Source organism: Bacteroides sp. 519, from assembly GCF_010500955.1.
In the GTDB taxonomy this organism is placed as follows: Bacteria; Bacteroidota; Bacteroidia; order Bacteroidales; family Bacteroidaceae; genus Bacteroides.
Map to the genome: position 1 here is coordinate 14163 of NZ_QVMJ01000031.1, position 23705 is coordinate 37867.

The following is a 23705-nucleotide window of genomic DNA, read 5'->3' on the forward strand; positions in this document are numbered from 1 at the left end:
TCGGCGTTGTGAGTTATAGGGATACGCATCCCCCCAGTCGGGCTTCGCCCTTCACTGGGGGTTATTCAAATTCAATCCCTTCGGGATTTCTTAACTTGACGACATTGGCCGTTGGCCTACGATAGAGACTATTAGGCCGTTGGCCTATTTTGAACCAAATACCACATGGTTCCATTGTAAAATCAATAAAGATAAAATCTCACATATTGATATTGTATTTTATTGAAAAATAAATATTAAACATACTTTCCTCCTTTTGTTGAAAAACAAGTAATAAATGCCATTTGAATAGAAAAAAACATAATTTAATTCGTAAATGGAACATTATTTTTTAAATATATAGATAAGAATGTTTTGCATTAATAATTAGAGTTATGCTGTTTTGTGAGTGTTTTATTGTTGTTTTATGTTACTTTTTATTTGGTTTTTGTTAGATTTATGAATAAATATTCTCTTAATGAAATAAAAAACTATTTCAAAATTTTCTTTTTATACAGCTTGATTTATACATGTTTAAGGCTTATTACGAAATACGGTATGTAAAAACAGAAAAAAAGCCCATAAATATACGCAAATCTATTTGGTGTTATTTTTCTTATTGCCATATCTTTGCATTACAGTTTAAGTAATCCAAATTACTACTAAAACAGTTTACATAGAAGATCGCAATAATGTAATCTTCAATAGCGAAGCTATATTCTTTCCCTAAAATTGATTCGTTTTATAATATAATGTAAAAACAGAACATTATAATTGCAATCTATTTTCTTTAATTTAAACGTATTTTTAATATGCCCTACTACACATCGAACGTATGGTTTGCTGCCCGTGTGAGGCGCAACCAAGAAAGAATAATAAAAAACAAGTTAGAACAACTTGGGGTAGAAAACTATGTGCCCTTTAAAAAAGAAATCCGTAAGCGTAACGACAGAACTGTTGAGCTGTGGATGCCTGTTATTCCTAACGTTGTTTTTATTTATACCGATTTTAATACAGGTATATCAATAGCCAATGATTATGGCTTAAAAATATCGTATATAAAAACAATAGATGGCAAACGTTTATTGGTGGTACCACAAAAACAAATGGACGATTTTAAATTGATTTGCGAAAGTGGAATAGAATGTACGTTAGAGCAGAATTTTGAAAGCGGCGACCGAGTGAAGGTTGTTGATGGATACTTGAAGGGGCTTGAAGGAGAATTGATAAGTACCAATAAAGATAAGAGTAAACTGCTGGTAAAACTCGATGGCATTGCCGCTTTTAAACTGGTAGTACCAACAAATATATTAAGTAAATCCTAAATTAAATGTTACAGCAACCGGTTAGGATACTCATGCTATTTACCATCCTCAATAGGGGAGGGGCCGAGACAATGGTAATGAATTACCTTCGGAAAATAGATCGTTCGAAAGTTATATTCGACTTTATTGTACACCGTGACGAAAAAGGAGCTTACGATGATGAGGTAGAAAGCATGGGATGCAAAATCTTCAAGTTTCCTCCTCTGCGAATTACACGTATGTTGTCTTATCAAAAAACTGTTTCTGCTTTTTTCGATACACACCCCGAATATACAATGATACACGGTCATTGTTCCGAATTGGGCTATTTTATATATAAGGAAGCGCATAAGCGCAAACTAAAGTTTATTGCAGCCCATGCACATAACGAACCTTGTGGGTTTGATTTAAAGTTGCCAGTACGCAACATACTGAAATGGCTGATGCGTCCTTATTTAACACATTGCTTTACTTGCGGCTGGGGATCGGCCAAGTGGTTGTTTGGCCAACGGTTAATGAATCAGGTAATCTTTTTTCCGAATGCTATTGATGCCCGCGCTTTTATATTCAACTCAGCAAAAAGAGATGAAGTACGAAAAGCCAATGGTTGGGCACACCGGTTGGTAATTGGTAATGTAGCACGATTCTCACATCAGAAAAATCATTTATTTCTTCTCGATATATTCGAAGCGATAGTTCGTAAGCAACCTGCTGCTTTACTTATATTAATTGGAACAGGTGAATTAGAAGATGAAATAAAAAAGAAAGTATCGCAATTAGGAATGGAAGCCAATGTAAAATTTATGGGAAGCCGTTGCGATATTCCCGATTTGCTGCAAGGCATGGATGTTTTCATTTTTCCATCCCACTTCGAAGGCTTGGGTATTGCACAACTCGAAGCTCAAACAGCAGGATTACAAGTGCTTAACTCAACCAAAATACCCAAAGAAGGAATTGTTATACCTAAGTTGGTAAACTCATTGTCGCTTAATCAATCGGCAACAGAGTGGGCAGAGAAGGCATTGCAAATGGCCGAAAAGATAAACCGCAAAGAACGTTTGCAGGAAATTATAAATGCAGGATTCGATATAAATAAAAATGCAGAATGGCTACAAAATCTATATCTAACAGAAAGCCTACATTAACCATATTTACTCCAACTTATAACCGGGTTGATACCATACATTTATGTTATGAAAGCCTGTTGAGACAAACCTCGTCCGATTTTCAATGGTTGATTATTGACGATGGCTCTACCGATTCTACAGCTAATCTGGTAAACGGTTGGATAATGGAAGGCAAGATAACCATTAAATACCACTATCAAAAAAACCAGGGAATGCATGGAGCGCACAACGCTGCATACCAGCTTATAGATACAGAGCTGAATACATGCATAGACTCCGACGATTACCTGGCCGATAATGCAGTAGAACTCATTCTTAATAAATGGCGAAAAGAAGGATCGGATAAGTATGCCGGCATAATAGGCTTGGATGCAAAGTTTGATGGTAAGCTGATTGGTACCAAACTGATGACTCCCCTTACAACCCTTTCCGACTTTTATATACAAGGTGGCCTTGGCGATAAAAAACTGGTATATAGAACATCGGTAATAAAAAGCGTACCCGAATATCCTGTTTTTGAAGGTGAGAAATACGTGGGGCTGGGTTATAAATATCAGCTGATAGATTTGAATTATCAATTACTGACCATGAACGAAATACTCTGTTATGTAAATTACCAGGCAGATGGTTCGTCGATGAATATGTATCGGCAATATTTTCGTAACCCCAAAGGCTTTGCTTTTATACGCAAAGAATCAATGAAACATCACCCTTCGTTTAAACGAAGAATTATGGAAGCCATACATTATGTAAGTTCAAGTATTATTGGTTGTAACCACAGGTTTATTTCCGAATCGCCTTGCAAATTAATAACTGTATTGGTAATTCCTTTCGGAATCTTATTGTATCTGTATCTTTTATTTCAATATAAACGTAACTTAGTAACTACCATAAAGTAAGATGTTGGATTTTATCCCTCTCTCTATATACACTGATCTTTTTAATTTTCTGATATTTGGTTTAATAGTAGTAGCACTATACGACAGTTTTTCGGGCCAGTTATTTGAACCGGCAGTTCGCAACATAAATAATGTTGTTGGCCCTATAATACTTATTGTAGTTATTCTATACATGGGATTGCGGCCGGTTTCATTTGAATTTGGTGATACAATAAATTATGCTCACTCATTTTTCAGACTGCAAATGAGTGGTGTTTCTTTTCGGATAGCCGATAACAGTGAATGGGTGTTTAACACCATTATGCTTTGGTTTGCAAAATATGGTAATATACATTCTTTCTTTCTGTTCTGTGCAACAATCTATGTAGGGGCATTATGGTGGGCATTTAAACGTATTTTCAACAAAGATTTCCTGATTCCCTTAATTGTGGCAATGGCCATGTTCGAGTTTTGGAGCTATGGAACAAACGGAATCAGAAATGGAATGGCCGCCTCCATAATTATTCTGGCTTTAACATACCGCAGTAATCTTATTGTAATGGTACTGTTGTCTGTTATCGGATTAGGAATTCATAATTCCATGTCGCTTATGCTTGCAGCTGCCGCAGTAGCCTTTTTTGTAAAAGACTCTAAATGGTATTTTTATTTCTGGGTAGCTTGTATTCCCCTCTCGCTTATTGGAGGTAATACAATTACAAATTTAATAATAGACAATAATTTAATAGGCGATGACCGGTTCGAACAGTATCTTACTTCAACCGATAATTTAAACGAGTTTAGTAAAACAGGTTTCAGATGGGACTTTTTATTATATAGTGCACTTCCTGTTGTTGTTGGCTATTATTTTATATTCAAAAAAAAATATACCGATGTATTTTATATCTGGCTATACAATATTTATTTATTGTGTAACGCATTTTGGATTATTGTAATCCGAGCAAGCTTTTCTAATCGTTTTGCGCAAATATCCTGGTTCATAATACCCTTGGTATTGATTTATCCATTCTTTATGAAAAAATTCTGGCCCAATCAACAAACAAAGATTGGTTATGTAGTGATAATATCCTATTTGTATACATTTTACCGCGTACTTGTAGCTTTATGAAAAAGAAAATCATTTGCGTGGCGGCTGAATCCAGCTTCCTCGACATATTCCTTCGTGGACAACTTCAGTTTTTAAATAATTACTATGAAGTAGTAGGGATAGCATCACCCTGTAAGGAAACACATAGAAAAATATCGGAACGTGAAGGTATACGTACGGTTGAAGTAGAAATTAAGCGTAATATATCATTGTTGCGAGATCTTTGTACACTGATTAAACTATACAAAGTTTTTAAAAAAGAGTCGCCGGATATTGTACATTCATTAACTCCTAAAGCCGGACTACTCTGTATGTTGGCATCGTGGGCGGCACATGTACCGGTAAGGGTACATACGTTTACCGGGCTTATTTTTCCATGGCGAAAAGGATATATGCGTAAGTTACTTAAAATAACAGACAGGCTTACTTGTATGGCAGCAACAACCATTATTCCCGAAGGCGAAGGAGTTAAAAAAGATTTGCTCAATAATAATATAACAAATAAAACCCTGAAAGTTCTGGCAAACGGTAATATAAATGGGGTTAACCTGGATTACTTTAAGCCTGTTTTAAAAATATCGCCCAGTACTGTTACCCGCTTTATATTTATCGGGCGAATTGTGCGCGACAAAGGCATTGAAGACCTTAAACTGGCTTTTGAACGAATGGAAAATGCGGAATTGATTTTTGTAGGAACATTCGAACAAGACCTAAACCCCTTGAGTAACAATTGCTACAGATGGGTAAGGCATGGCAAAAGAGTAACCTACGTTGGTTTTAAAGATGATATTCGCCCGTATCTGGCCGATGCCGATGTGCTGGTGTTTCCATCTCACCGCGAAGGATTTCCTAATACGCCTTTACAGGCAGGAGCTATGGGGCTTCCTACCATTGCAACCAATATATGCGGGTGCAATGAAATTATTGTCGACAAAGTTACCGGATTGTTAATTGAACCACATAACCCCAATCAACTGTACAGAGCAATGAAACAGTTGGCCGATAATCCGGGGTTAAGAAGAAAAATGGGCTCGGAAGCAAGAGTGCGCATTGCTGAGAGATTTTCGCAACAAGATGTTTGGAACGCTATATTAAAATTTTATCAGAATGTATCCTAAATACTTTAAACGAATCTTTGACATAATAGGTGCTGTTTTAGGACTTATTATTACATTTCCTTTGTTGTTGGTGGTAGGTATATGGCTGTCGGTTATTAATCGGGGGTCTCCTTTGTTCTTTCAAAACAGATCCGGAAGAAACGGGAAAGTTTTTAAAATTATAAAATTTAAAACAATGACCGATAGCAGGGATGAAAATGGTGACTTATTACCCGATGCAGAAAGAATTCATAAGATGGGCGAGTTTTTAAGAGCAACTTCTATTGACGAACTACCCCAAATGATCAATGTGCTTCTGGGACAAATGAGTTTTATTGGTCCCCGCCCCCTGATCGAAGATTATCTTCCTTTATATACTAACAGGCATGCTAGGCGTCATGAAATACGGCCGGGAATGAGCGGATGGGCACAGGTAAACGGCCGGAATACGATATCGTGGTCGCAGAAGTTTGAATATGATATATGGTATATAGACCGGGTAAATATGGCCCTCGATATTAAAATAGTATGGTTAACCATACAAAGACTGGTAAACCGCGATGGCATTAATCCGGATAAAGAAGCCCCAATGATTGCTTTTGATACCTATTGCCAACGATTTCATCAATTAGAAAACAGATATAAACAGATACAATAAAATGAACATGAAAATTACATCAAAGTTACTACTAACAACCATTATTACAATCGTACTGAGTTCCTGTGGATCATACAAAAGAGTTGCTTATTTTCAAGATATAGACGAAATAAAGGAAATAAAGAATATAAATAATTACGAACCCAGAATTCAAAAAAATGATTTGCTCACTATAATGGTGTCGGCAGCCGATACAGAAGTGGTTACCCCCTATAATTTGAAAGATAATATACCTTATCTGGTTGATGTAAATGGATGCATATACTTCCCAATATTAGGAAAAATAAAAGTTGAAGGACTTACCTTGCGCGAACTATCGGATAATCTTACTTCTATAATATCGAACGATGTAAAAAATCCAGTAATTAGTGTGGCTTTCAGAAATCATAAGATAACGATATTGGGCGAAGTGCGTGCACCGGGAACCTATAACCTATCCGATGAAAGAACAACCATATTGCAAGCCATTGGCATGGCAGGCGATCTTAATCTGGGAGCAAAGCGAGACAACGTATTGTTGATTCGCGAAGCAGATGGGCAAAGCAAACATATACGAATTGATCTTCGAAAATCGGATATTCTGTCATCACCTTATTATTATGTGTGTCCCAATGATGTGATTTATGTAACCCCAACCTCATCACGAGCATATACGGGATCTAACAAATTATACCTTATTCCTATTGTTACTTCTACTTTGAGTGTAGTAATATCGGTAATTACTTTAATAATTAAATAATTAAACCATCATATGACTGATCAGGAATTTTTAAACTCAAAAGCATCTCCATCGAAAGTAGATTTTCGGAAAATACTTTCTATAATATGGAATATGAAGTATATAGTACTTATCTCGGTAATACTTTTCATTGCCGGAGCATATTTCTATCTGCGCCATACCATACCTGTTTATGAGAAAAGCATAACTGTTGTTCTTAAAAATCAACCCAATCTATATTCGGACAACTATCAGCTAATGAGCAATACATTGGGGGTAGACAATAAGAAGGGATTTGAAAACCAGATATTCATATTAAGATCGACCCGGTTGATGAGCCGCGTGGTAGAGTTGGGTAAATTTAATATAAGGTATTTTAAAATAGGAAACTTTGTTGAAACAGAGCAATATACAAATTCTCCTGTAGAGTACTTATTTATCCCTGAAGCTAATACCACAACAGGCGATATTAATATAGAAATAACATTTTCGGGAGAAAGAGTTATTGTAAACTCATTGTTGTTTAACAATGAACCGATTGTCTTGCCAACTAATACAGTTGAGTGGGGGCAACCGATTCAAACACCAATGGGCAATATACGTTTGGCATTGAAAGAAAATGTAAATGCTTCTACCCTCAAAGGGCAAATGCGCATAATGCATACCACTGTAGATCAAATGGCCAGAACATTGGTAAGTGCAATGGATATTGCTACCTCTGTTCAACAGCAGGATGCTTTGCGAATTTCACTCAGAGGCAAACACCCCCGGCAATTAGAAGATGTTTTGAATTTGCTGATAGATGAATATAACATTCTGACTAAAGAAAACGATAGCCAGGGAATTCTCAGTACCATATCTTTCCTCGATGAACGTATTGAAGGACTGGAAGAAGAATTGAAAGCAATTGAAGGTACATTTATTAAATACCGCACAAACAATGAGTTGCTTGATATTGAATCGCAATCAAAAATAGCCATGCAATCTAGTCAGGGATACAAAGAACGTTTAAGTGAGGTATCTCTGCAATTAAACCTTTTAACCAATGTAAAAGAATTTACTCACCGAAGCACATACGAACTTATTCCTGTAAATATAGGCATTAATGATGCTACATTAAATACTTCGATATCACAGTATAATCAGCTTATACTAGACCGTAACAGGATGCTGGCCGGATCAAGTGAAACCAATCCTAAAGTGCAATCTATAAATGATGTACTTATAACATTGAAAGAAAACATTAAACAGTCTATTAATAGTTTAGAAGAGGGATATAAGCTTCAGTTACAATCCATAGCTAGTCAGCAAAGCCAGAATCAACGCGAACTGGTTGCAATGCCTTCCAAACAATTGGCATTAACGCGAATGTCTCGTATGCAACAGGTAAAAGAACCACTGTATACTCTTTTGCAACAAAAAAGAGAAGAAGCATTGCTCATGCTGTCGTCGCTAGCCAATCAGGCATATGTGGTAGATAAAGCGTTTGGTTCCGACTTACCAGTCTTCCCCAATAAAAAGAATATTTTTTTGTTGGCAGTTATAATAGGTGTGTTTATACCTACAGGTATTATACTGTTAATGAATATTTGCCGCGAAAAAGTTCTTTTCGAGAAAGATGTTATAGACCGTACCAATATTCCACTGCTAGGAATAATCCCTTCGTCGTTGAAAAACAAAAAGTCACCACTGAAAGCCGAACTCATTACCCATTCGGGACGCGATCCTTTAACCGAGAGTTTCCGCATGATGCGCTCTAAATTAGAGTACTTTGCTGTTAATAAGAAAAAACCGGGAGCGGTAGTTCTACAAATATCTTCGTCAGGATCGTGGGAGGGGAAAAGTTTTATATCCATCAATATGGCTTTGTCTTTTGCATATATGCGGAAGCGGGTACTGTTGGTTGGTGCCGACTTGTATAAACCCACATTAAGTAAATACCTGGGCATAGATAAAAACGAAAAAGGTTTGTCTACCTATCTGGAAGGAACAGAAAAAGACATTCACAAAGTAATTAAATTCCATAAAGAAACTCCCAACCTCGATTTTATTCCTCCCGGACCTGTGCCGCAGGATCCCGGCGGATTGTTGGCGCTTCCGTTATTGAGCGAAACACTGGATAGTTTGCGCAATGAGTATGATTATATAATTGTTGATTCTCCTCCGTTCATGGTGGTGTCGGGCGGATTCATTATCAGTAAGTATGTAGATTGTACATTGTATGTTTTAAGATCCAATTATACCCGATTATCTGCCATTGATACTCTGAATAATATAGTCGAAGAAGGTCTTTTGCCATCAGTGATGCTTATGTTGAATGCGGTTAATTTCGACAAGTATTCAATTTACAGAACCGGTGAGAAATATAGTTATGGATACGGTTATGGCTATGTTTATTACGATAAAATCAGAGGAAAGAAATAACCTCTGAGTTTAATTATCCATTATTATTAACTAAAAATTTTAGAAAGATGAAAAAAATGAAAAAGAACCGAGAGGAAGAAAAGAATTACTTGTCTCCTCATCTCGAAGTGGTGGAAGTAAATGTGGAAGAGGGATTTGCAGCCTCTGCTGCAATAGAAGGAGAATTGAACGATTTCACTACTAACAATTTTGGTAGAGATGGTAGTATGACTAATTATTAACTAAAACAATTCATTATGAAAAAACTAGTATTAGCAATGTGTGTATTAATAACCACTCTGTATTCGTGTTCGGAAAGCGAAAATGGTAATAAATTGCCTGAGGGTTATGTAGATGTAACAATTGGAGTTGAATCTGAATCTTTGGAATCTGGTCCTGCCAGAAGCATTGTACATCCTAATGGATATACTAAATGGAGAAAGGAAGATGCAGTGATCATTTTAGACGGTGAAAATCCTGTAGAGTTTCAGTATGCTTCTGAAAATGAAATGCATAGTGCCGCATTTAAAGGAAGGTTGAAATCGGAACAAGGAAAGCAAACCTACTATGCCTATCACAGTGCTAAAAAAGCTCCTTTACAATTGCTGGATAACATGATTCTCAAAGCAGTAAGAGGAGGAGATATTGTAGTGAATGAAGGGGGTATAGGTAATAATTCAAAATGGTTTGGCGACTACTGCTCTATGATAGCTACGCCTGCCGAATTTGATGCATGTAATGCCGATGACAGGAAAAAATTCGAGTTTCATCAACTAGCTACTATGATTGTGGCCAATGTACATTTGAGACCCAACAATGATACTGACTTGCGAAGTGTAATGTTCAATAATGTAGTATTTACAGTTGAAACAACAGATGGTGAAAAAGTGTTCAATGAAACCATAAAAGTGGATTTGAAAAAGCCATTAGGCTCACTCGAAGAACTGGATAATTGTATTATATATGATGCCAGTGAAAATGAAAAAACGAGTAGCATGTCTACTACCATGCAATATGCTCATGTACGTACAGTAGGAGATCTTGTAGATGAATATGACGACGTTCATGGTAGTTTCCCAATTCCTATATTTACTCTTCCTGTTGTAGGTGAATTTTGTTATATAGCAACTGTTAGTTTCAACCTGGATAATGTGCCACAATTACAATTCCAGAGTTTGGGTAAGGGTAAGGGATTAACCCCTGCCGGATTAAATAAACTAGACTTTGATTACAAACATGCTGAGATAATAGCCAATTAATTAACCCACAGACTTACAGATTACACAGATTATCTGCAAATTGAAAAATCTGTGTAATCTGTTAATCTCAGGTTAGTACAGCTTCGTTTACGTTCTTATTATCTTTTTAAATATGAAAATCCGGAAAGACTTTAAAATGCAAACAGTAGGAGGAGAGCACATTATCCTTTTACAGGGGAATTTAGGTGTTGATACCACCAAAATTATATCTTTTAATGAAACATCTCTTTTTCTGTGGAATCTTTATCAAAACAAAGAGTTTACAAAAGAGCAAATAGCGACTTCGCTTATCGAAGAGTATGGTATTGATGAAGAACTGGCAACGGAAGATGCAGATATGTGGGTTCGTAGTTTAATTCAACACAGCCTTATTGACTAACAATGATAAAACCTGTAGATTTGCTTTTTACCTTACTCAGGTTCAGTTTAAATGTTGAAGAAAACAACATAAACACCAGCACATCGGCTTTTGCAGAGGCAACTAACGATGATTGGCAACGTGTATTTAAACTATCCGTAGAACAGGGTGTATTATTACTTTGTTACGGTGGCTGGCAATGTTTACCAGCAAATTTGCAACCTTTTTGTAAACTGAAGTTGCGTTGGTGTGCCAATGTAGTAAAAGCTAACGAACGCTATGAACGCTATAAAACGGTTATTGATAAACTATCGGTTCTGTTTTTGGAGAACAATATAAAACTTCTTATAATAAAAGGTATTACTTTATCCGAGTTATATCCAACTCCTTATTATCGCGAAGTGGGCGATATCGATGTTTTCGTGGCAGGAAACACCACAAAGGCCAACAAACTGTTATCGCGTGTAGGAATGAGGCATGAAGAAGAAATTCCCAAACATACTACATTTAACCTGGGTGGTATAGCTGTTGAAAATCATTATACACTTTTCGATACCACTTTACCATTTGGCAAAGAGAGGCAATTGTATGTGCAGATGGAAAAACTACTCAGAAACATGCTTGCCGATTGTACTTGCCTAACAGTATATTCAAACAGCGTTTTTCAGTTGCCTCCTCAAGTAGCAGCACTTCATTTTATAGGGCATACCTTCAGGCATTTTTGCTGTATGGATATGAACATCAGGCAATTGTGCGATTGGACGATCTTTTTCACTACATACCGTAAAGAGATTGACAGTAATTTGTTGTCTATGCAAATCAACGAATTGGGCTTGGCCAAATTTGTATGTCATATAAACGCTGTATGTTCCGGTTATCTGGGCTTTGAACCATATTTTATGCTTCCGGCTAAAACCGATAAACAAGCAGAGCATTTTATTTTAAAAACCATTATGCGTTACAAGGTTAATCCCAGTATCCCTGTTTGGAGTGTGTTGTGTAATCTCTTTTACCGAAACAGAATCTATAAGAAGTATCTGGGAAAAGTAACCTTCCCGGAATTTTTATATCCTGAAATCAAAAGCTATTTGGTAAGTAAATTGAAACCACAATGATTGCAACATCTTTTTTAAAACTGCTTCCTCTTCCATTTAAACGAAGAGCCATAGGAATGATTTGCATTGGCATACTTAACAAACTAATGGAGTTGGTAGGGCTGGCATCTTTGTTGCCTATTATTATTGTAATCATGAATCCATCGAGCATTGTGGTTAACAATTCTTTTATGGCACGGTTATTTCAGTTTATTGGGCTAGATTCTCTTGCCCAATTTGGTATAATATTGGGGGTGGTTGCTTTGGTGTTATTGCCGGTTAAAAGTATACTGGCCATTTGGTTAGGCAATATTCAGAATAAATATTACCTGGAAATATATACATATTATTCTCGCAAACTATATGATTATTACCACAATAAAGGTTTGTTGTTTATAAAGCAAACATATTCATCGCAGTTGGCTTTCCATATTAATGGTGCTTGTTACGGATTTGCTACTGTAATTATCCGTACTATTCTCAATTCGGTGTCGGATATAGTGATGATGGTGTTGCTTGCCGGTTTCTTAATGTGGTTAGCTCCTTTTACCTCGTTGGCGTTACTGGCTGCTATGGTACCAATTTCGTTAATCTATTTTGCAATTGTACGAAATAAAATAAAGGAAATAGGCACTCAGGCGTATGAGGCTCGTCGTAAGCAATCTCAAATCGTACAAGAAAGTCTTAAAGGGCATGTAAGCCTCAAAATCAATAATTCGTTTGCGCATATCAGTGAAGAATTTAAAAACGGACTGAATACCATAGCTAATGCTGATATTAAAAACACTGTTTACAGACAAATTCCCCCACTGATATTCCAAATCTGTATTATTATTGCGCTTATTATCCTGTTGCTCGAGGCAACCACAAACAGCACTTCTGTTAACTCGTTTATTGTATTCGGATTTATTGCTATCCGCCTGATGCCTTCGGTATTGGGGTTAATAAACAGTTGGCATACACTTCAAAATAATCAATATGTATTTAATGTTATCAAAGAAGCTCAAGGTGGCAACGAAGATGATAAGGCAGAATTAGCCCAACCCATACAGTTAGCCCAGGAAATAGAGTTGCGAAATATAACTTTTGCATTCGAGGCCGATAGCCCGTTATTTGCTAATTACTCATTAAAAATAAGGCAGGGCGAGTGTATTGGCTTCCGGGGATACTCGGGCGTAGGCAAAAGCTCTTTGTTTAATTTATTATTGGGTTTTTATGTTCCACAAGAAGGGGGTGTTTATATAGACGGTATTAAACTCTCTTCCCACAATCGCGAAAGCTGGCATCAACTTGTTGGCTATGTTGAACAAGATGTTTTTATAAAAAACGATTCGTTGGCTAAAAACATAGCCATGTCGGCTACCGAACCCGATAAAGATAAAATATTGAAGATAATAGACCAAGTAGGACTTAAATCCTGGTTCAGAAACCTTAAAGATGGTTTAAATACCATTATCGGCGAAGCCGGAGCAACCGTTAGCGGTGGCGAAAAACAACGCATAGGAATAGCAAGAGCATTGTATAAAAACCCTAAGGTATTGTTTGTTGATGAAGCCACTTCGGCATTGGATGCCAAAAGAGAAGAAGATATTATTTCTTTGCTTCACTCCTTGGCTTCCAACAACTTTACGCTTCTGATTATTTCGCATCGGCAATGTGCGCTTCAATACTGTAACCGTATAATAGATTTAAAATAAAAATGCAGAAGAAATATTCAATAGCCGGCTTAACGGTGGTGTTAACCGGAGGAAAAACACTTTTGAAAGTAGCAGAACTACCTGGCTTTACTCAGTTTGAAATAGAGGGTCAAAGCAAAACCCCACCTGATATTTTAATCAACATGGATAAAGATGTTGATGCTGCTTATCTTACCAACATTCAACCAATTCACAGTTTCTATGTATCAGATATAGAGCATTTCTTTATCAAATGCAAAGAAGGGTATTTGTACGAGATGTATAAACCTAATGGTGATAAGATAGTAAGTATTATCTACGATCACAACGGTAATGCAACCATGTCGGCTGTGAATAGCGAAATGTATTTAAAATACATTCTATGGGTTGCTTTTTCGTTGCCCGCGGCAGGAAAAAATGTACTATCCATACATGCTTCGTCTATTGTAAATAACGCAGGAACAATTTTATTTTTAGGCGAATCGGGAACCGGAAAAAGCACCCACACCCGGTTATGGTTGCAGTATATTAAAAACTCATACCTGTTGAACGATGACTCTCCTTTACTGCGTATCGAAAACGGTAAAATGCAAGTGTACGGCTCGCCGTGGAGCGGTAAGACTCATTGTTACCAAGCCCAAACAGTTCCGCTAAAAGCAATTGTAAGGCTTAGTCAATATCCGGATAATAAAGTAAGTCGTTTAAATAAACTGGGTTCGATAGGGGCTATTTACCCTTCGTTCCCTCCTTTCCTGGCATACGATGAAACTTTTTCGGGAAAGATGATTGATGTGCTCGATAAAATCATTGAAGATACGCCGGTGTACGAACTGAAATGTCGCCCGGATAAACAGGCAGCAGAAGTTGTACACGCAGCTATATACCAGGGATTATGATTACAAAGGAGATGCCGAACAATTTGTTTTTTGCAAATATCCGGCATATTATAGACTCGGGCAATAGTGCAGAACTGGTAATTAAAGGCACAAGTATGCACCCTACATTGGTAGATGGCAAACACAAGGTTGTATTAAAACCTTGTAACGAACAATGTTTAAGGGTGGGCACTTTGGCCCTTTTTCTATATAAAGGGAAACACATATTGCACCGCTTGGTAAGCATTGATGCCAACCGGTTAACGTTTCGGGGAGATAACCTTATAACCGAAGAGTGCATAAACCGCGAAGATGTAATTGCTGTTGTAGCATTTATTATTACCCCAACAGGTAAAGTGATAGACTGTGCAAAACAATCTTTTTTTATAAAGAACAGTTTACGCAAATGGAAGAGGCAATATTATATAATTCCAGGAAGAAGATTGAAAGGGTATGTTAAAAAGCTGATAAGGATGAATTAAGAAACATGAAACAGAAAACAAAGGTACTGTTCTTTATAGAATCGCTGGCTGGTGGTGGAGCAGAAAAAATACTCTTTACACTGGTTAAACATATAGATAAAGAGAAGTTTGATGTTACAGTAGCTGCTGTAGTATCTACAGGTGTGTATGTAGATCAAATAAAGGAAGTGGTGAAATTCAAATCATTTGTAAAAACACGCAACCGTTTTTTATACAAAGTGCTCTGCAAGCTAATTTATTCTTATTTACCTATACAAATGGTGTATCGCTTGTTTATTCCCCAGGGCAATGATGTTGAGGTTGCTTTTTGCGAAGGATTTGCCACAAGGTTGCTGGCACATTCGCCACATAAAACAAAAATAGCATGGGTGCATACAGATTTGCTGGCTAATCCATGGACCCAAGGCGTGGCTTATACTTTAGTAAGCGAAGAGCAGAAAGCCTATTCACAATACAACCGGGTGATATGTGTATCGGATGTGGTGAAAGAAGCTGTTAAACAAAAGTTTGGCGTAGAAGCCCAAACCCTTTATAACCCCATTGACAGCGAAGAGATTCTCAAGGAAAGCGAAGAGTTTTCTTTGCCGGAAAAGAAACGGTTCCGTATGGTTACCACCGGGCGACTTGTAACCCAGAAAGGATACGACCGTTTAGTTAGAGTAGTAAAGAAATTAAAGGATGAAGGCCTTGTTTTTGAACTGTGGATATTGGGCGAAGGAGTTCAAAGAAACGAATTAACAGCTTATATTACCGACAATAAGTTGAGCGATTATATAAAGTTGTGGGGATTTATATCCAATCCGTATCCATACATGAAAGCCAGTGATGTTTTTGTTTGTTCTTCGCGCAGCGAAGGATATAGCACTGCTGTAACCGAAGCCATTATTCTGGGACTTCCTGTGATAACAACACTGTGTTCGGGCATGAAGGAATTGTTGGGCAATAATCAATATGGAGTTATTGTAGACAACGAAGATATGGCTTTGTTTGAGCCGCTTAAAAAAGTGATTTCGGACCCCCACTATCTTAATACATTGGCTGGCAAAGCCCGGAAAAGAAGAAATGATTTCAGTATATCTTCATTAATGCAACCTATAGAAAAGCTCATTTGCCACGAAGTGGCAGGTTACATGTTTTAATTTACAATCCGCGTTCTACGGGCTGTAAGCCCGGTTTAATTCAGCCCCAGGCATCGCCTGGGGTAATGGGAAATACCAATAAAAGCGGGCTGAAAGCCCAACTCAATAATTAAACTGCCCTTATCAGGGCGCTAGGGCGTGGTTGCTGTTATTACCCCAGGCGTTGCCTGGGGCTGAACTAACCTGCCACTTCGTGGCGAATGAGATCTTTTGACACTCTTGAAAAACAATTTTAAATAAGTATGAAAAAAGAAATAGCAATTGTAGTTAACGGACTGTATGGTGGAGGCGCAGAGCGGGTATTACAAGTATTCCTAGCCAATTTCGACAGGCAGAAATACGATATCACTGTGATAAACCATAAAGAAGAAGATATATTGTACGACTTTTACCCTAGAGACATCAACTATAAAAGCATCCTTAAAAATACAGAAAAGGAAGAATTTAAAATAGTACAGCTTTGGAATAGGATATATAATAAAGTGAATGTTTTTGTATACGAAAACTTCTCGCCACGTATTTACAGGCTATTATACCTGCGAAAAAAGTTTGATGTTGAAATTGCTTTTATAGAAGGATATGCTACCAGAATAGTAAGTGGTGGCCGTTCCCAAAAGAAAATAGCATGGGTGCATATCGACCTGAAGTTGTACCCATGGACAGATATAGCCTTTCGTTCAAAGGAAGAACAAAAGAAAAGTTATGCATCCTTTAACAAAGTAGTTTCGGTTTCGCAGAGTGTGAAAAAGTCGGTCGAAGAATTGTTTCCGTGTAAATCGGTAGTAATCTATAACCCCATCGACAGTGAAGAAATACGCCGTACATCTACTTGCTTTACAGTTGAAAGAGAGCAAAAGCCTTTACTCTTTGTATCGGTTGGCCGGCTTGTACCCCAAAAAGGATACGATCGGTTAATACCTATAATAGGCAAATTGGTGGCAGGAGGTGCTAACCTGCGATTGTGGATTGTGGGCGAAGGAACCGAAAGAAAACATTTGGAAGTATTGATACGCAAATGGAAACTGGAACAGGTAGTGAAGTTGTGGGGCTATCAAAGCAATCCTTATCCTTATATTAAAGCTGCGGATTGGTTTGTACTTTCTTCGCGCTACGAAGGATATGGATTGGTGGTGGCCGAATCTTTAATCCTTGAAACTCCCGTGATTAGTGTGAATTGTGCAGAAATGGAGCACCTTTTAGGCAAGAATAACAACTGGGGAATGATTGTTGATAATGAAGAAGATGCCTTACACGATGAAATGAAAAAAATAGTAGAGAACAAAGAACTCACAACAGAATATACTGCTCGTGCTAAGAAAGGAAGCAACCGTTTTCTATTACAAAAACAACTGGATGAAATATATAGTATTATTTGAGATCTAATGAAGATATCAATCATTATACCCGTTTACAACTCTGCCCAATACTTGGAAGAGTGTTTGGAGTCGGTAATATCGCAAGATTTCGAAGACTGGGAATGCCTGCTTGTTAACGATGGGTCAACCGATAATAGTGGGCATATATGCGATTTGTATACCAATCGCGACTACCGTTTTAAAGTATTTCATGTTATAAACTCGGGTGTGTCGTTTGCACGCAATTTGGGTATTAAATATGCATCGGGAACATACATTGTATTTATTGATAGCGATGACACGGTGGATAGAACCTATCTCTCTACACTTTATCAGGCAACATTGCTATCGGCTTCCGAGTTAATAGTATGTGGTATCAGGTATGTACGTTCATTGGGAATTCAAACAAAAAAACTGCCTGAAGACTTAATAACTATTGGGAAAACCAATGCCGATCGGTTTGTTGAATTGAACCGGAAATTCTTGCTTTATGGTCCGGTAAATAAGTTATACCATTCATCTATTATTAAAAACAACCGGATATGTTTTCCTGTAGGTGTTCATTATGGCGAAGACTTGATTTTCAATTTTAAATACCTGGAACATATAACCCACATCCGCACAATAGCTTCAGCAGGTTATAACTATCGGATTTTGGGCGAAGGCTCCCTGTCTACATCAGTTTACAGCAGGGATTTCGAAACCAATTACAAGCAATGGAAGGTTATCTGTATTTTCTTTCAGCAAAAAGAAATCACTACAAAAACTGCACATACATATCTATCAAACCGGTTGTGGGGTATTGCCTACGATACGGTAATGAGTAATCAGTTATCAATAAAAAAAATAAAAACGGCTTTCGATGGCGAATTTATAAACAATCTTCGGTTGTTTAATGCATATACCATACCGGTTCCTCAATGGTTGAAAACAATGATAATGAACAGGTGGCATGGATTAATGTGGCTAATACAACATAAAAACAAAATGATATGAAAATTATTCTTTACCCTCATGGCGGAAGTGGAAATCATGGATGCGAAGCAATAGTACGCTCAACCATACCTATGCTTGGAAAGGCTGATGTAGAGCTGTTTACAAATTCTCCCGAAGAGGATATAAAATACGGATTGCAGGAATGCTGTAGATTGGCAGGTCCTCAACAAAAAATAAACCGGTTTACTATGCAATATCTTTGGGCACGCTTAAGCGGTAACAATATTGAAAAATTAGATAAACTTGCATTCGAACCTATTCTTCGGGCGGCCAGAAAGTGCGATTTGATGATGAGTATAGGTGGCGATAATTACTGCTATGGAATAAATAGCCATATACTGCTGGTAAACAGATCGATAAGGAAATTAGGAAAAAAAACAGTGCTATGGGGTTGCTCGATAGAGCAAGAAGCCATTGATACAAAAGTAGTATTTAATGACCTGGCTGCTTTTGATAAGATTGTTGCCCGCGAAAGCATTACGTATGAAGCACTGAAGAAGAAAGGATTACGTAACGTATCTTTGTTTCCCGATCCGGCATTTCAACTTAACCGGGTAGACCGTCCGCTTCCCGAAGGTTTTAAAGAAGGAAATACAGTAGGCATTAACATCAGCCCCATGATTATGGGTTATGAAACCAAACGGGATTCAACATTTAATAATTACGTAAGGCTGATTGAACATATCATTACTACAACCGATATGAACATTGCTTTGATTCCACATGTGGTATGGACATATAACGACGATCGGGTACCCTTGATGCAATTGTACAATCAGTTTGCTCATACAGGCAGAATAGTAAAGATTGAAGATGCTGCAGCATCTATACTTAAAGGCTATATAGCCCGTTGCCGGTTCTTTGTAGCAGCACGTACACATGCCAGCATTGCAGCATACTCCGAGTGTGTTCCTACATTGGTTGTGGGTTATTCGGTAAAAGCCACAGGCATAGCCCGTGATATTTTTGGAACAGAAAAGAACTATGTAATACCCGTGCAATCTCTGGCAAAGAATAATCAGTTGGTAAATGCTTTTACTTATATATATAATAATGAAGCAGCTATCAGGAAACACTATGTCAGTGTTATGCCGGCATATAAATTAATGGCTAAAGCGGCTGCAAAAGAAATTACAAGTTTATAATTGTTGTCTATCCATATCAATGAATCCCCTACGGGGATTTGTGTTTGTGTGTTTTGTTTTTCTATTGATATGAATGCCCTCTGGGCATTAGATGCAGTCCATGTTGTATGCAGTTGCCCGTAGGGTCTTTGTACCTAATATTGTTACGCTGGTTGCATGTTAGTTGCCCGTAGGGCATTCATATCAATAGAAAATAATATAATGACACAACCTTTAATCCCCATAGGGGATTCATATTCAATCAATCTGCTCAATACATTATATAAATTATGAACATCTACTTATCAACTGTATTGGTTATACTCTTTGTTTTTATAGGATTCGATGTTTTTATCTGGTTTTACCAATGGCAATCCAGAATACATATAGGTAGATGGAACAATCGTCTTGTGTGGCAAAAGGCAATCGAGAAGAAAGCGCGCAAATGGCTAAAGAAATCGCCAACAGTGAAACTAACCGACAAAAACTATTGGATGCTTTACGATATTCTGCGTGGTAAATACCGCAACAAGACCATACAAAGCTGGCAAGAGGCAGGGTTGTTGCTGGCTTTTGGCAAAGAAGAATCGGCCTGGTATGCCAAACAGAAAATTAATGCCAAAACCGGTGACTGGAAAAAACGTCCGGAACAGGTAGATGAAGCCTTACTGGCTTATGTGCTTAAAAAAAACAATGCACTAACTGCCAAAGCCGAAGATACCATCTTTTCTTTTCTGTTGCATGTTAAGGAATCACAGGCAACCATTCCTTATCGCAGCTCCATCCCCGACATACGGTTTATAGATACCATAGGAATGGTAGTTCCTTTTCTTTTTCAATATGGAGAAAAAACACTTGGCCTGCAACAGCTTGAAGAGTACGACAGGGCCAAACTACCCGGTTCGCATATACCATCGCATGCGTATGATATAAAACACGGTGTTCCTTTGGGGATATTTGATTGGGGGCGCGGCATAGGATGGTACATACTGGGGCTTATTGAATCGAACGCAGATGGACAATTCAATAGCCGTATTGTTGCATTGGCTAAAGAATTATTGCTTTACGAAAAAAGTAATGGTGGGTTTGGAGCCATGTTCTTCAATAAAAACTCACCGTGCGAGTCGTCGGGAACTGCTCTTATTGGTTTATTAATGCTAAACGCGTATCGCATAAGTGGTGGTTTGTATTTTCGGGATGCAGCCTTCCGGGCCGAAAAACAATTGATGCGAACCACCCGTCGAACAGGTGCCATCGACTATTGCCAGGGCGATACCAAAGGAATTGGTTACTACGCTGTAACCTACTCAATAATGCCTTTTGCACAAGGAATGGCATTAAAACTGTCTAAAGAATTGAATAACTATGCGCACTGATAATTCGCGAAAGAATTTAATTGCCAGTGTCTCTGTTATGGTAGTGATGACTTTATTGGGTTTTATTACCCGGAAAGTTTTCATAGATAATATAGGGGTAGAGTATCTGGGGCTTAATGGTTTACTACTCAATATATTGAATGTGGTTTCTTTGCTCGAAGGCGGCTTTGGAACCAGCATCGTATATAATCTGTATAAACCTTTGGCTATCAAAGATAAACCACGCGTTATTGCACTGATACAGTTATACCGCAAAATATACCGGTTTATTGCGCTGGGGGTATTATTAATGGGGTTGGCTATTTATCCCTTTCTCGATATTTTTATAAAAGAAGGCGAATCACTGAAGTACGTATCTGTTGTATTCTTTATATTCTTGTTTAATAGCATTGTACCTTATTTTGCAGCTTATAAGTGGTCGTTAATAAATGCAGATCAGAAACAGTATAAACTGGCAGGAATCAACCTGACATATCAGGTAGGAGCCAGTCTAGTCAAACTGGCTATACTGCTTTATACAGGTAACTATATTTTATATCTGCTTGTTGAGTCGCTGTTTGTGGTTGGTTACAATCTAGCCGTATCATATAAAGCCAACCAACTGTATGCCTACATTAAAACCCGCACGAAGTATGAAGTAGATAAACCTACCCGGAAAAAAATAGTAGCCAACACCAAAGCTTTGTTTTTACACAGCCTGGGAGGATACCTGATGCACTCTACCGATAACATTGTTATATCTTCCTTTGTAAGCATTACCATAGTGGGTTTGTATTCAAACTATACATTGATAACAGGATATATCAACACATTGATTACCCAGGTACTGAACAGCTTATCCGAAAGTGTAGGGCATCTTATTGCTACAGAAAGCAGCGAATATGTAAACAAAGTGTTTAACACCATATTTTTATTGAACTTTATTATTGTTTCGTTACCTGTAATTGTGCTTTCAAATACACTAAACCCGTTTATAGCATGGTGGCTGGGTACAGCCTATTTATTAGATACCTTAACCATAGTTGTTATCCTGATTAACCTCTACATCTTTGGTATGCGTATATCGGCTCATATATTTAAAGTAAAATCGGGGATATTTCTGCAAGATAAGTTCTCGCCTTTGCTTCAGGGCTGTCTAAACCTTATCCTCTCTCTTGTTCTGGTACAGTTCTGGGGTATAACAGGTGTGCTGTTGGCTACTACTTTAAGTGTATTATCTATTGGGTTCTGGCAATTTCCATACCTTGTGTACAAATATACCTTTAAAAAGTCGCTCAGGTTTTATTTTGTTCGATATGCAAAATACAGTTTATGTGCATTTATTGTATGGGCCATAACTTTCTATCTCTGTAATTTAATTCAGGGCAATTCACTTATTATTATCGTTTATAAAGGTACACTCTCTTTAGTCATATCTATAGGGCTTTACTATGTGCTGCTTGGCAAAACAAGCGAAATGCAACGACTCTTGTTTGCATACGTAAAACCCATGCTACTTAAAACATTAAAAAGATGAAAAAGCGTTTATTTATTTCCATGCAATACATGGAGATAGGAGGGGCAGAGCGTTCTTTGTTGGGCCTTTTAGACAGTTTGGATTATTCCGAATTTGATGTCGACCTCTTTCTTTATCGGCATTCGGGAGAGTTGATGCAGTTTATTCCGGCTCAGGTAAACTTGTTGCCCGAAATACCCATTTATACAACCATAACACGTCCAATAGTTCAAATCCTCAAAGAAGGTTATTGGAAAATAGCTTGGGGGCGTTTGCGTGCTAAGCGTTTGGCAAAGCGATTCGAAAAAAAGCAAACAAGTGGTGAAAATGCTTCTATCTTTCAATATGTAGCCGATGCTACTACCCGGTATTTGCCACAAATAAGCAATGTGCAGTACGATTTAGCTATCAGTTTCATAATGCCGCACAATATAGTAAAGGATAAAGTGAATGCCAAATGTAAAGTAGCATGGATTCATACCGATTATTCAAATATTGCTATTGATGTAGAACGCGAACAAACAACGTGGGGTGCCTACAATTATATTGCAGCCATATCCGAAGATGCTAAAAGAGAATTTAGTTTGAAGTTTCCCGCATTGGCACGCAAAGTTATTGTGATTGAAAACATACTCTCGGTTAACTTTGTTCGTGGGCAGGCATTGTTAGAAAAACCCAATCTGGCCGGAGACATCAAACTGCTTACAGTAGGTCGTTTTTGTTATCCAAAGGCATTAGACCAGGCTGTGCGTATATGTGCACAGCTGGTTAAGAGCGGATTACCTGTAAAATGGTATGCCATAGGGTATGGCGACCAGGATACTGTAGAAAAAGCAATTGAAGAATGTAACATGCAGGATCATTTTATTATCCTGGGTAAAAAAACAAATCCCTATCCTTATATTGCTGCTTGCGATATTTATGTTCAACCTTCGCGCTACGAGGGTAAAGCAGTTACAGTACGCGAAGCCCAGATACTGGGAAAACCGGTTGTAATAACTGCTTTTCAAACTTCGGCAAGCCAATTAACCAATAACTTCGATGGGTTAATTGTACCCATGGATGTGGACGAGGCCGCACATGGAATAAAAACTCTGATAGAAGATAAACAACTACAGGCAACGTTTCGTAAAAACATGGCAGTTACCGATTATGGTAACGCCGGCGAGGTAGAACGTATTTATAACCTTATAAACTAAAAAGAAAA

At 37.7% G+C, this 23705-nt stretch carries 22 protein-coding genes; all 22 read left to right on the top strand.

Annotated features, from left to right (window positions below; genetic code table 11):
* The first annotated feature begins 791 nt into the window (after window positions 1–791).
* On the top strand, window positions 792–1304 hold the full coding sequence (locus tag D0T85_RS19020; protein ID WP_163215091.1) for a UpxY family transcription antiterminator: 513 nt from the start codon (window positions 792–794) through the stop codon (window positions 1302–1304).
* A gap of 5 nt (window positions 1305–1309) precedes the next feature.
* Window positions 1310–2428 (top strand): glycosyltransferase family 1 protein, encoded by a 1119-nt coding sequence (locus D0T85_RS19025; protein ID WP_163215092.1) that lies wholly within the window; start codon window positions 1310–1312, stop codon window positions 2426–2428.
* Window positions 2389–3309 (top strand): glycosyltransferase family 2 protein, encoded by a 921-nt coding sequence (locus tag D0T85_RS19030; RefSeq protein ID WP_163215093.1) that lies wholly within the window; start codon window positions 2389–2391, stop codon window positions 3307–3309. Before D0T85_RS19025 ends, D0T85_RS19030 begins: the two co-directional genes overlap by 40 nt.
* Before the next feature lies 1 nt (window position 3310).
* Window positions 3311–4414, top strand: coding sequence for an EpsG family protein (locus D0T85_RS19035; protein WP_163215094.1), 1104 nt, complete (start codon window positions 3311–3313; stop codon window positions 4412–4414).
* Window positions 4411–5511, top strand: coding sequence for a glycosyltransferase family 4 protein (locus tag D0T85_RS19040; protein ID WP_163215095.1), 1101 nt, complete (start codon window positions 4411–4413; stop codon window positions 5509–5511). The genes D0T85_RS19035 and D0T85_RS19040 overlap by 4 nt, the downstream gene beginning before the upstream one ends.
* Window positions 5501–6148, top strand: a complete 648-nt coding sequence (locus D0T85_RS19045) for a sugar transferase (RefSeq protein ID WP_163215096.1) — start codon at window positions 5501–5503, stop codon at window positions 6146–6148. The genes D0T85_RS19040 and D0T85_RS19045 overlap by 11 nt, the downstream gene beginning before the upstream one ends.
* 7 nt (window positions 6149–6155) lie before the next feature.
* On the top strand, window positions 6156–6887 hold the full coding sequence (locus D0T85_RS19050; RefSeq protein ID WP_163215097.1) for a polysaccharide biosynthesis/export family protein: 732 nt from the start codon (window positions 6156–6158) through the stop codon (window positions 6885–6887).
* A gap of 12 nt (window positions 6888–6899) precedes the next feature.
* On the top strand, window positions 6900–9290 hold the full coding sequence (locus tag D0T85_RS19055; protein ID WP_163215098.1) for a polysaccharide biosynthesis tyrosine autokinase: 2391 nt from the start codon (window positions 6900–6902) through the stop codon (window positions 9288–9290).
* A gap of 47 nt (window positions 9291–9337) precedes the next feature.
* Entirely contained in the window at window positions 9338–9511 is a 174-nt protein-coding gene (locus D0T85_RS19060; protein WP_163215099.1) for a hypothetical protein, read from the top strand.
* A gap of 15 nt (window positions 9512–9526) precedes the next feature.
* A complete protein-coding gene (locus tag D0T85_RS19065; protein ID WP_163215100.1) occupies window positions 9527–10528 on the top strand; it encodes a hypothetical protein in 1002 nt (333 codons plus the stop codon).
* Window positions 10529–10640: 112 nt separating this feature from the next.
* Window positions 10641–10907 (top strand): PqqD family protein, encoded by a 267-nt coding sequence (locus D0T85_RS19070; protein WP_163215101.1) that lies wholly within the window; start codon window positions 10641–10643, stop codon window positions 10905–10907.
* Window positions 10908–10909: 2 nt separating this feature from the next.
* Window positions 10910–12001 carry a nucleotidyltransferase family protein gene (locus D0T85_RS19075; RefSeq protein WP_163215102.1) on the top strand — a complete coding sequence of 364 codons (1092 nt, stop codon included), beginning with the start codon at window positions 10910–10912 and terminating at the stop codon, window positions 11999–12001.
* The gene (locus D0T85_RS19080) at window positions 11998–13677 is read left to right on the top strand and encodes an ABC transporter ATP-binding protein (RefSeq protein WP_163215103.1); all 1680 of its coding nucleotides are present in this window, start codon (window positions 11998–12000) and stop codon (window positions 13675–13677) included. The genes D0T85_RS19075 and D0T85_RS19080 overlap by 4 nt, the downstream gene beginning before the upstream one ends.
* 2 nt (window positions 13678–13679) lie before the next feature.
* Window positions 13680–14552 carry a hypothetical protein gene (locus D0T85_RS19085; RefSeq protein ID WP_163215104.1) on the top strand — a complete coding sequence of 291 codons (873 nt, stop codon included), beginning with the start codon at window positions 13680–13682 and terminating at the stop codon, window positions 14550–14552.
* On the top strand, window positions 14549–15013 hold the full coding sequence (locus D0T85_RS19090; protein ID WP_163215105.1) for a hypothetical protein: 465 nt from the start codon (window positions 14549–14551) through the stop codon (window positions 15011–15013). Before D0T85_RS19085 ends, D0T85_RS19090 begins: the two co-directional genes overlap by 4 nt.
* A 5-nt stretch (window positions 15014–15018) precedes the next feature.
* On the top strand, window positions 15019–16152 hold the full coding sequence (locus D0T85_RS19095) for a glycosyltransferase (protein ID WP_163215106.1): 1134 nt from the start codon (window positions 15019–15021) through the stop codon (window positions 16150–16152).
* Window positions 16153–16394: 242 nt separating this feature from the next.
* Complete coding sequence (locus D0T85_RS19100) at window positions 16395–17528, top strand: glycosyltransferase (RefSeq protein WP_163215107.1); 1134 nt, start codon at window positions 16395–16397, stop codon at window positions 17526–17528.
* Between the two features lie 6 nt (window positions 17529–17534).
* On the top strand, window positions 17535–18503 hold the full coding sequence (locus D0T85_RS19105; RefSeq protein WP_163215108.1) for a glycosyltransferase family 2 protein: 969 nt from the start codon (window positions 17535–17537) through the stop codon (window positions 18501–18503).
* Window positions 18500–19648, top strand: a complete 1149-nt coding sequence (locus D0T85_RS19110; protein WP_163215109.1) for a polysaccharide pyruvyl transferase family protein — start codon at window positions 18500–18502, stop codon at window positions 19646–19648. The genes D0T85_RS19105 and D0T85_RS19110 overlap by 4 nt, the downstream gene beginning before the upstream one ends.
* Window positions 19649–19917: 269 nt before the next feature.
* Window positions 19918–21003 (top strand): glycoside hydrolase family 88 protein, encoded by a 1086-nt coding sequence (locus D0T85_RS19115; RefSeq protein WP_163215110.1) that lies wholly within the window; start codon window positions 19918–19920, stop codon window positions 21001–21003.
* Window positions 20993–22519 carry a lipopolysaccharide biosynthesis protein gene (locus D0T85_RS19120; protein WP_163215111.1) on the top strand — a complete coding sequence of 509 codons (1527 nt, stop codon included), beginning with the start codon at window positions 20993–20995 and terminating at the stop codon, window positions 22517–22519. The genes D0T85_RS19115 and D0T85_RS19120 overlap by 11 nt, the downstream gene beginning before the upstream one ends.
* Entirely contained in the window at window positions 22516–23697 is a 1182-nt protein-coding gene (locus D0T85_RS19125) for a glycosyltransferase (protein ID WP_163215112.1), read from the top strand. The genes D0T85_RS19120 and D0T85_RS19125 overlap by 4 nt, the downstream gene beginning before the upstream one ends.
* Window positions 23698–23705: the final 8 nt, after the last annotated feature.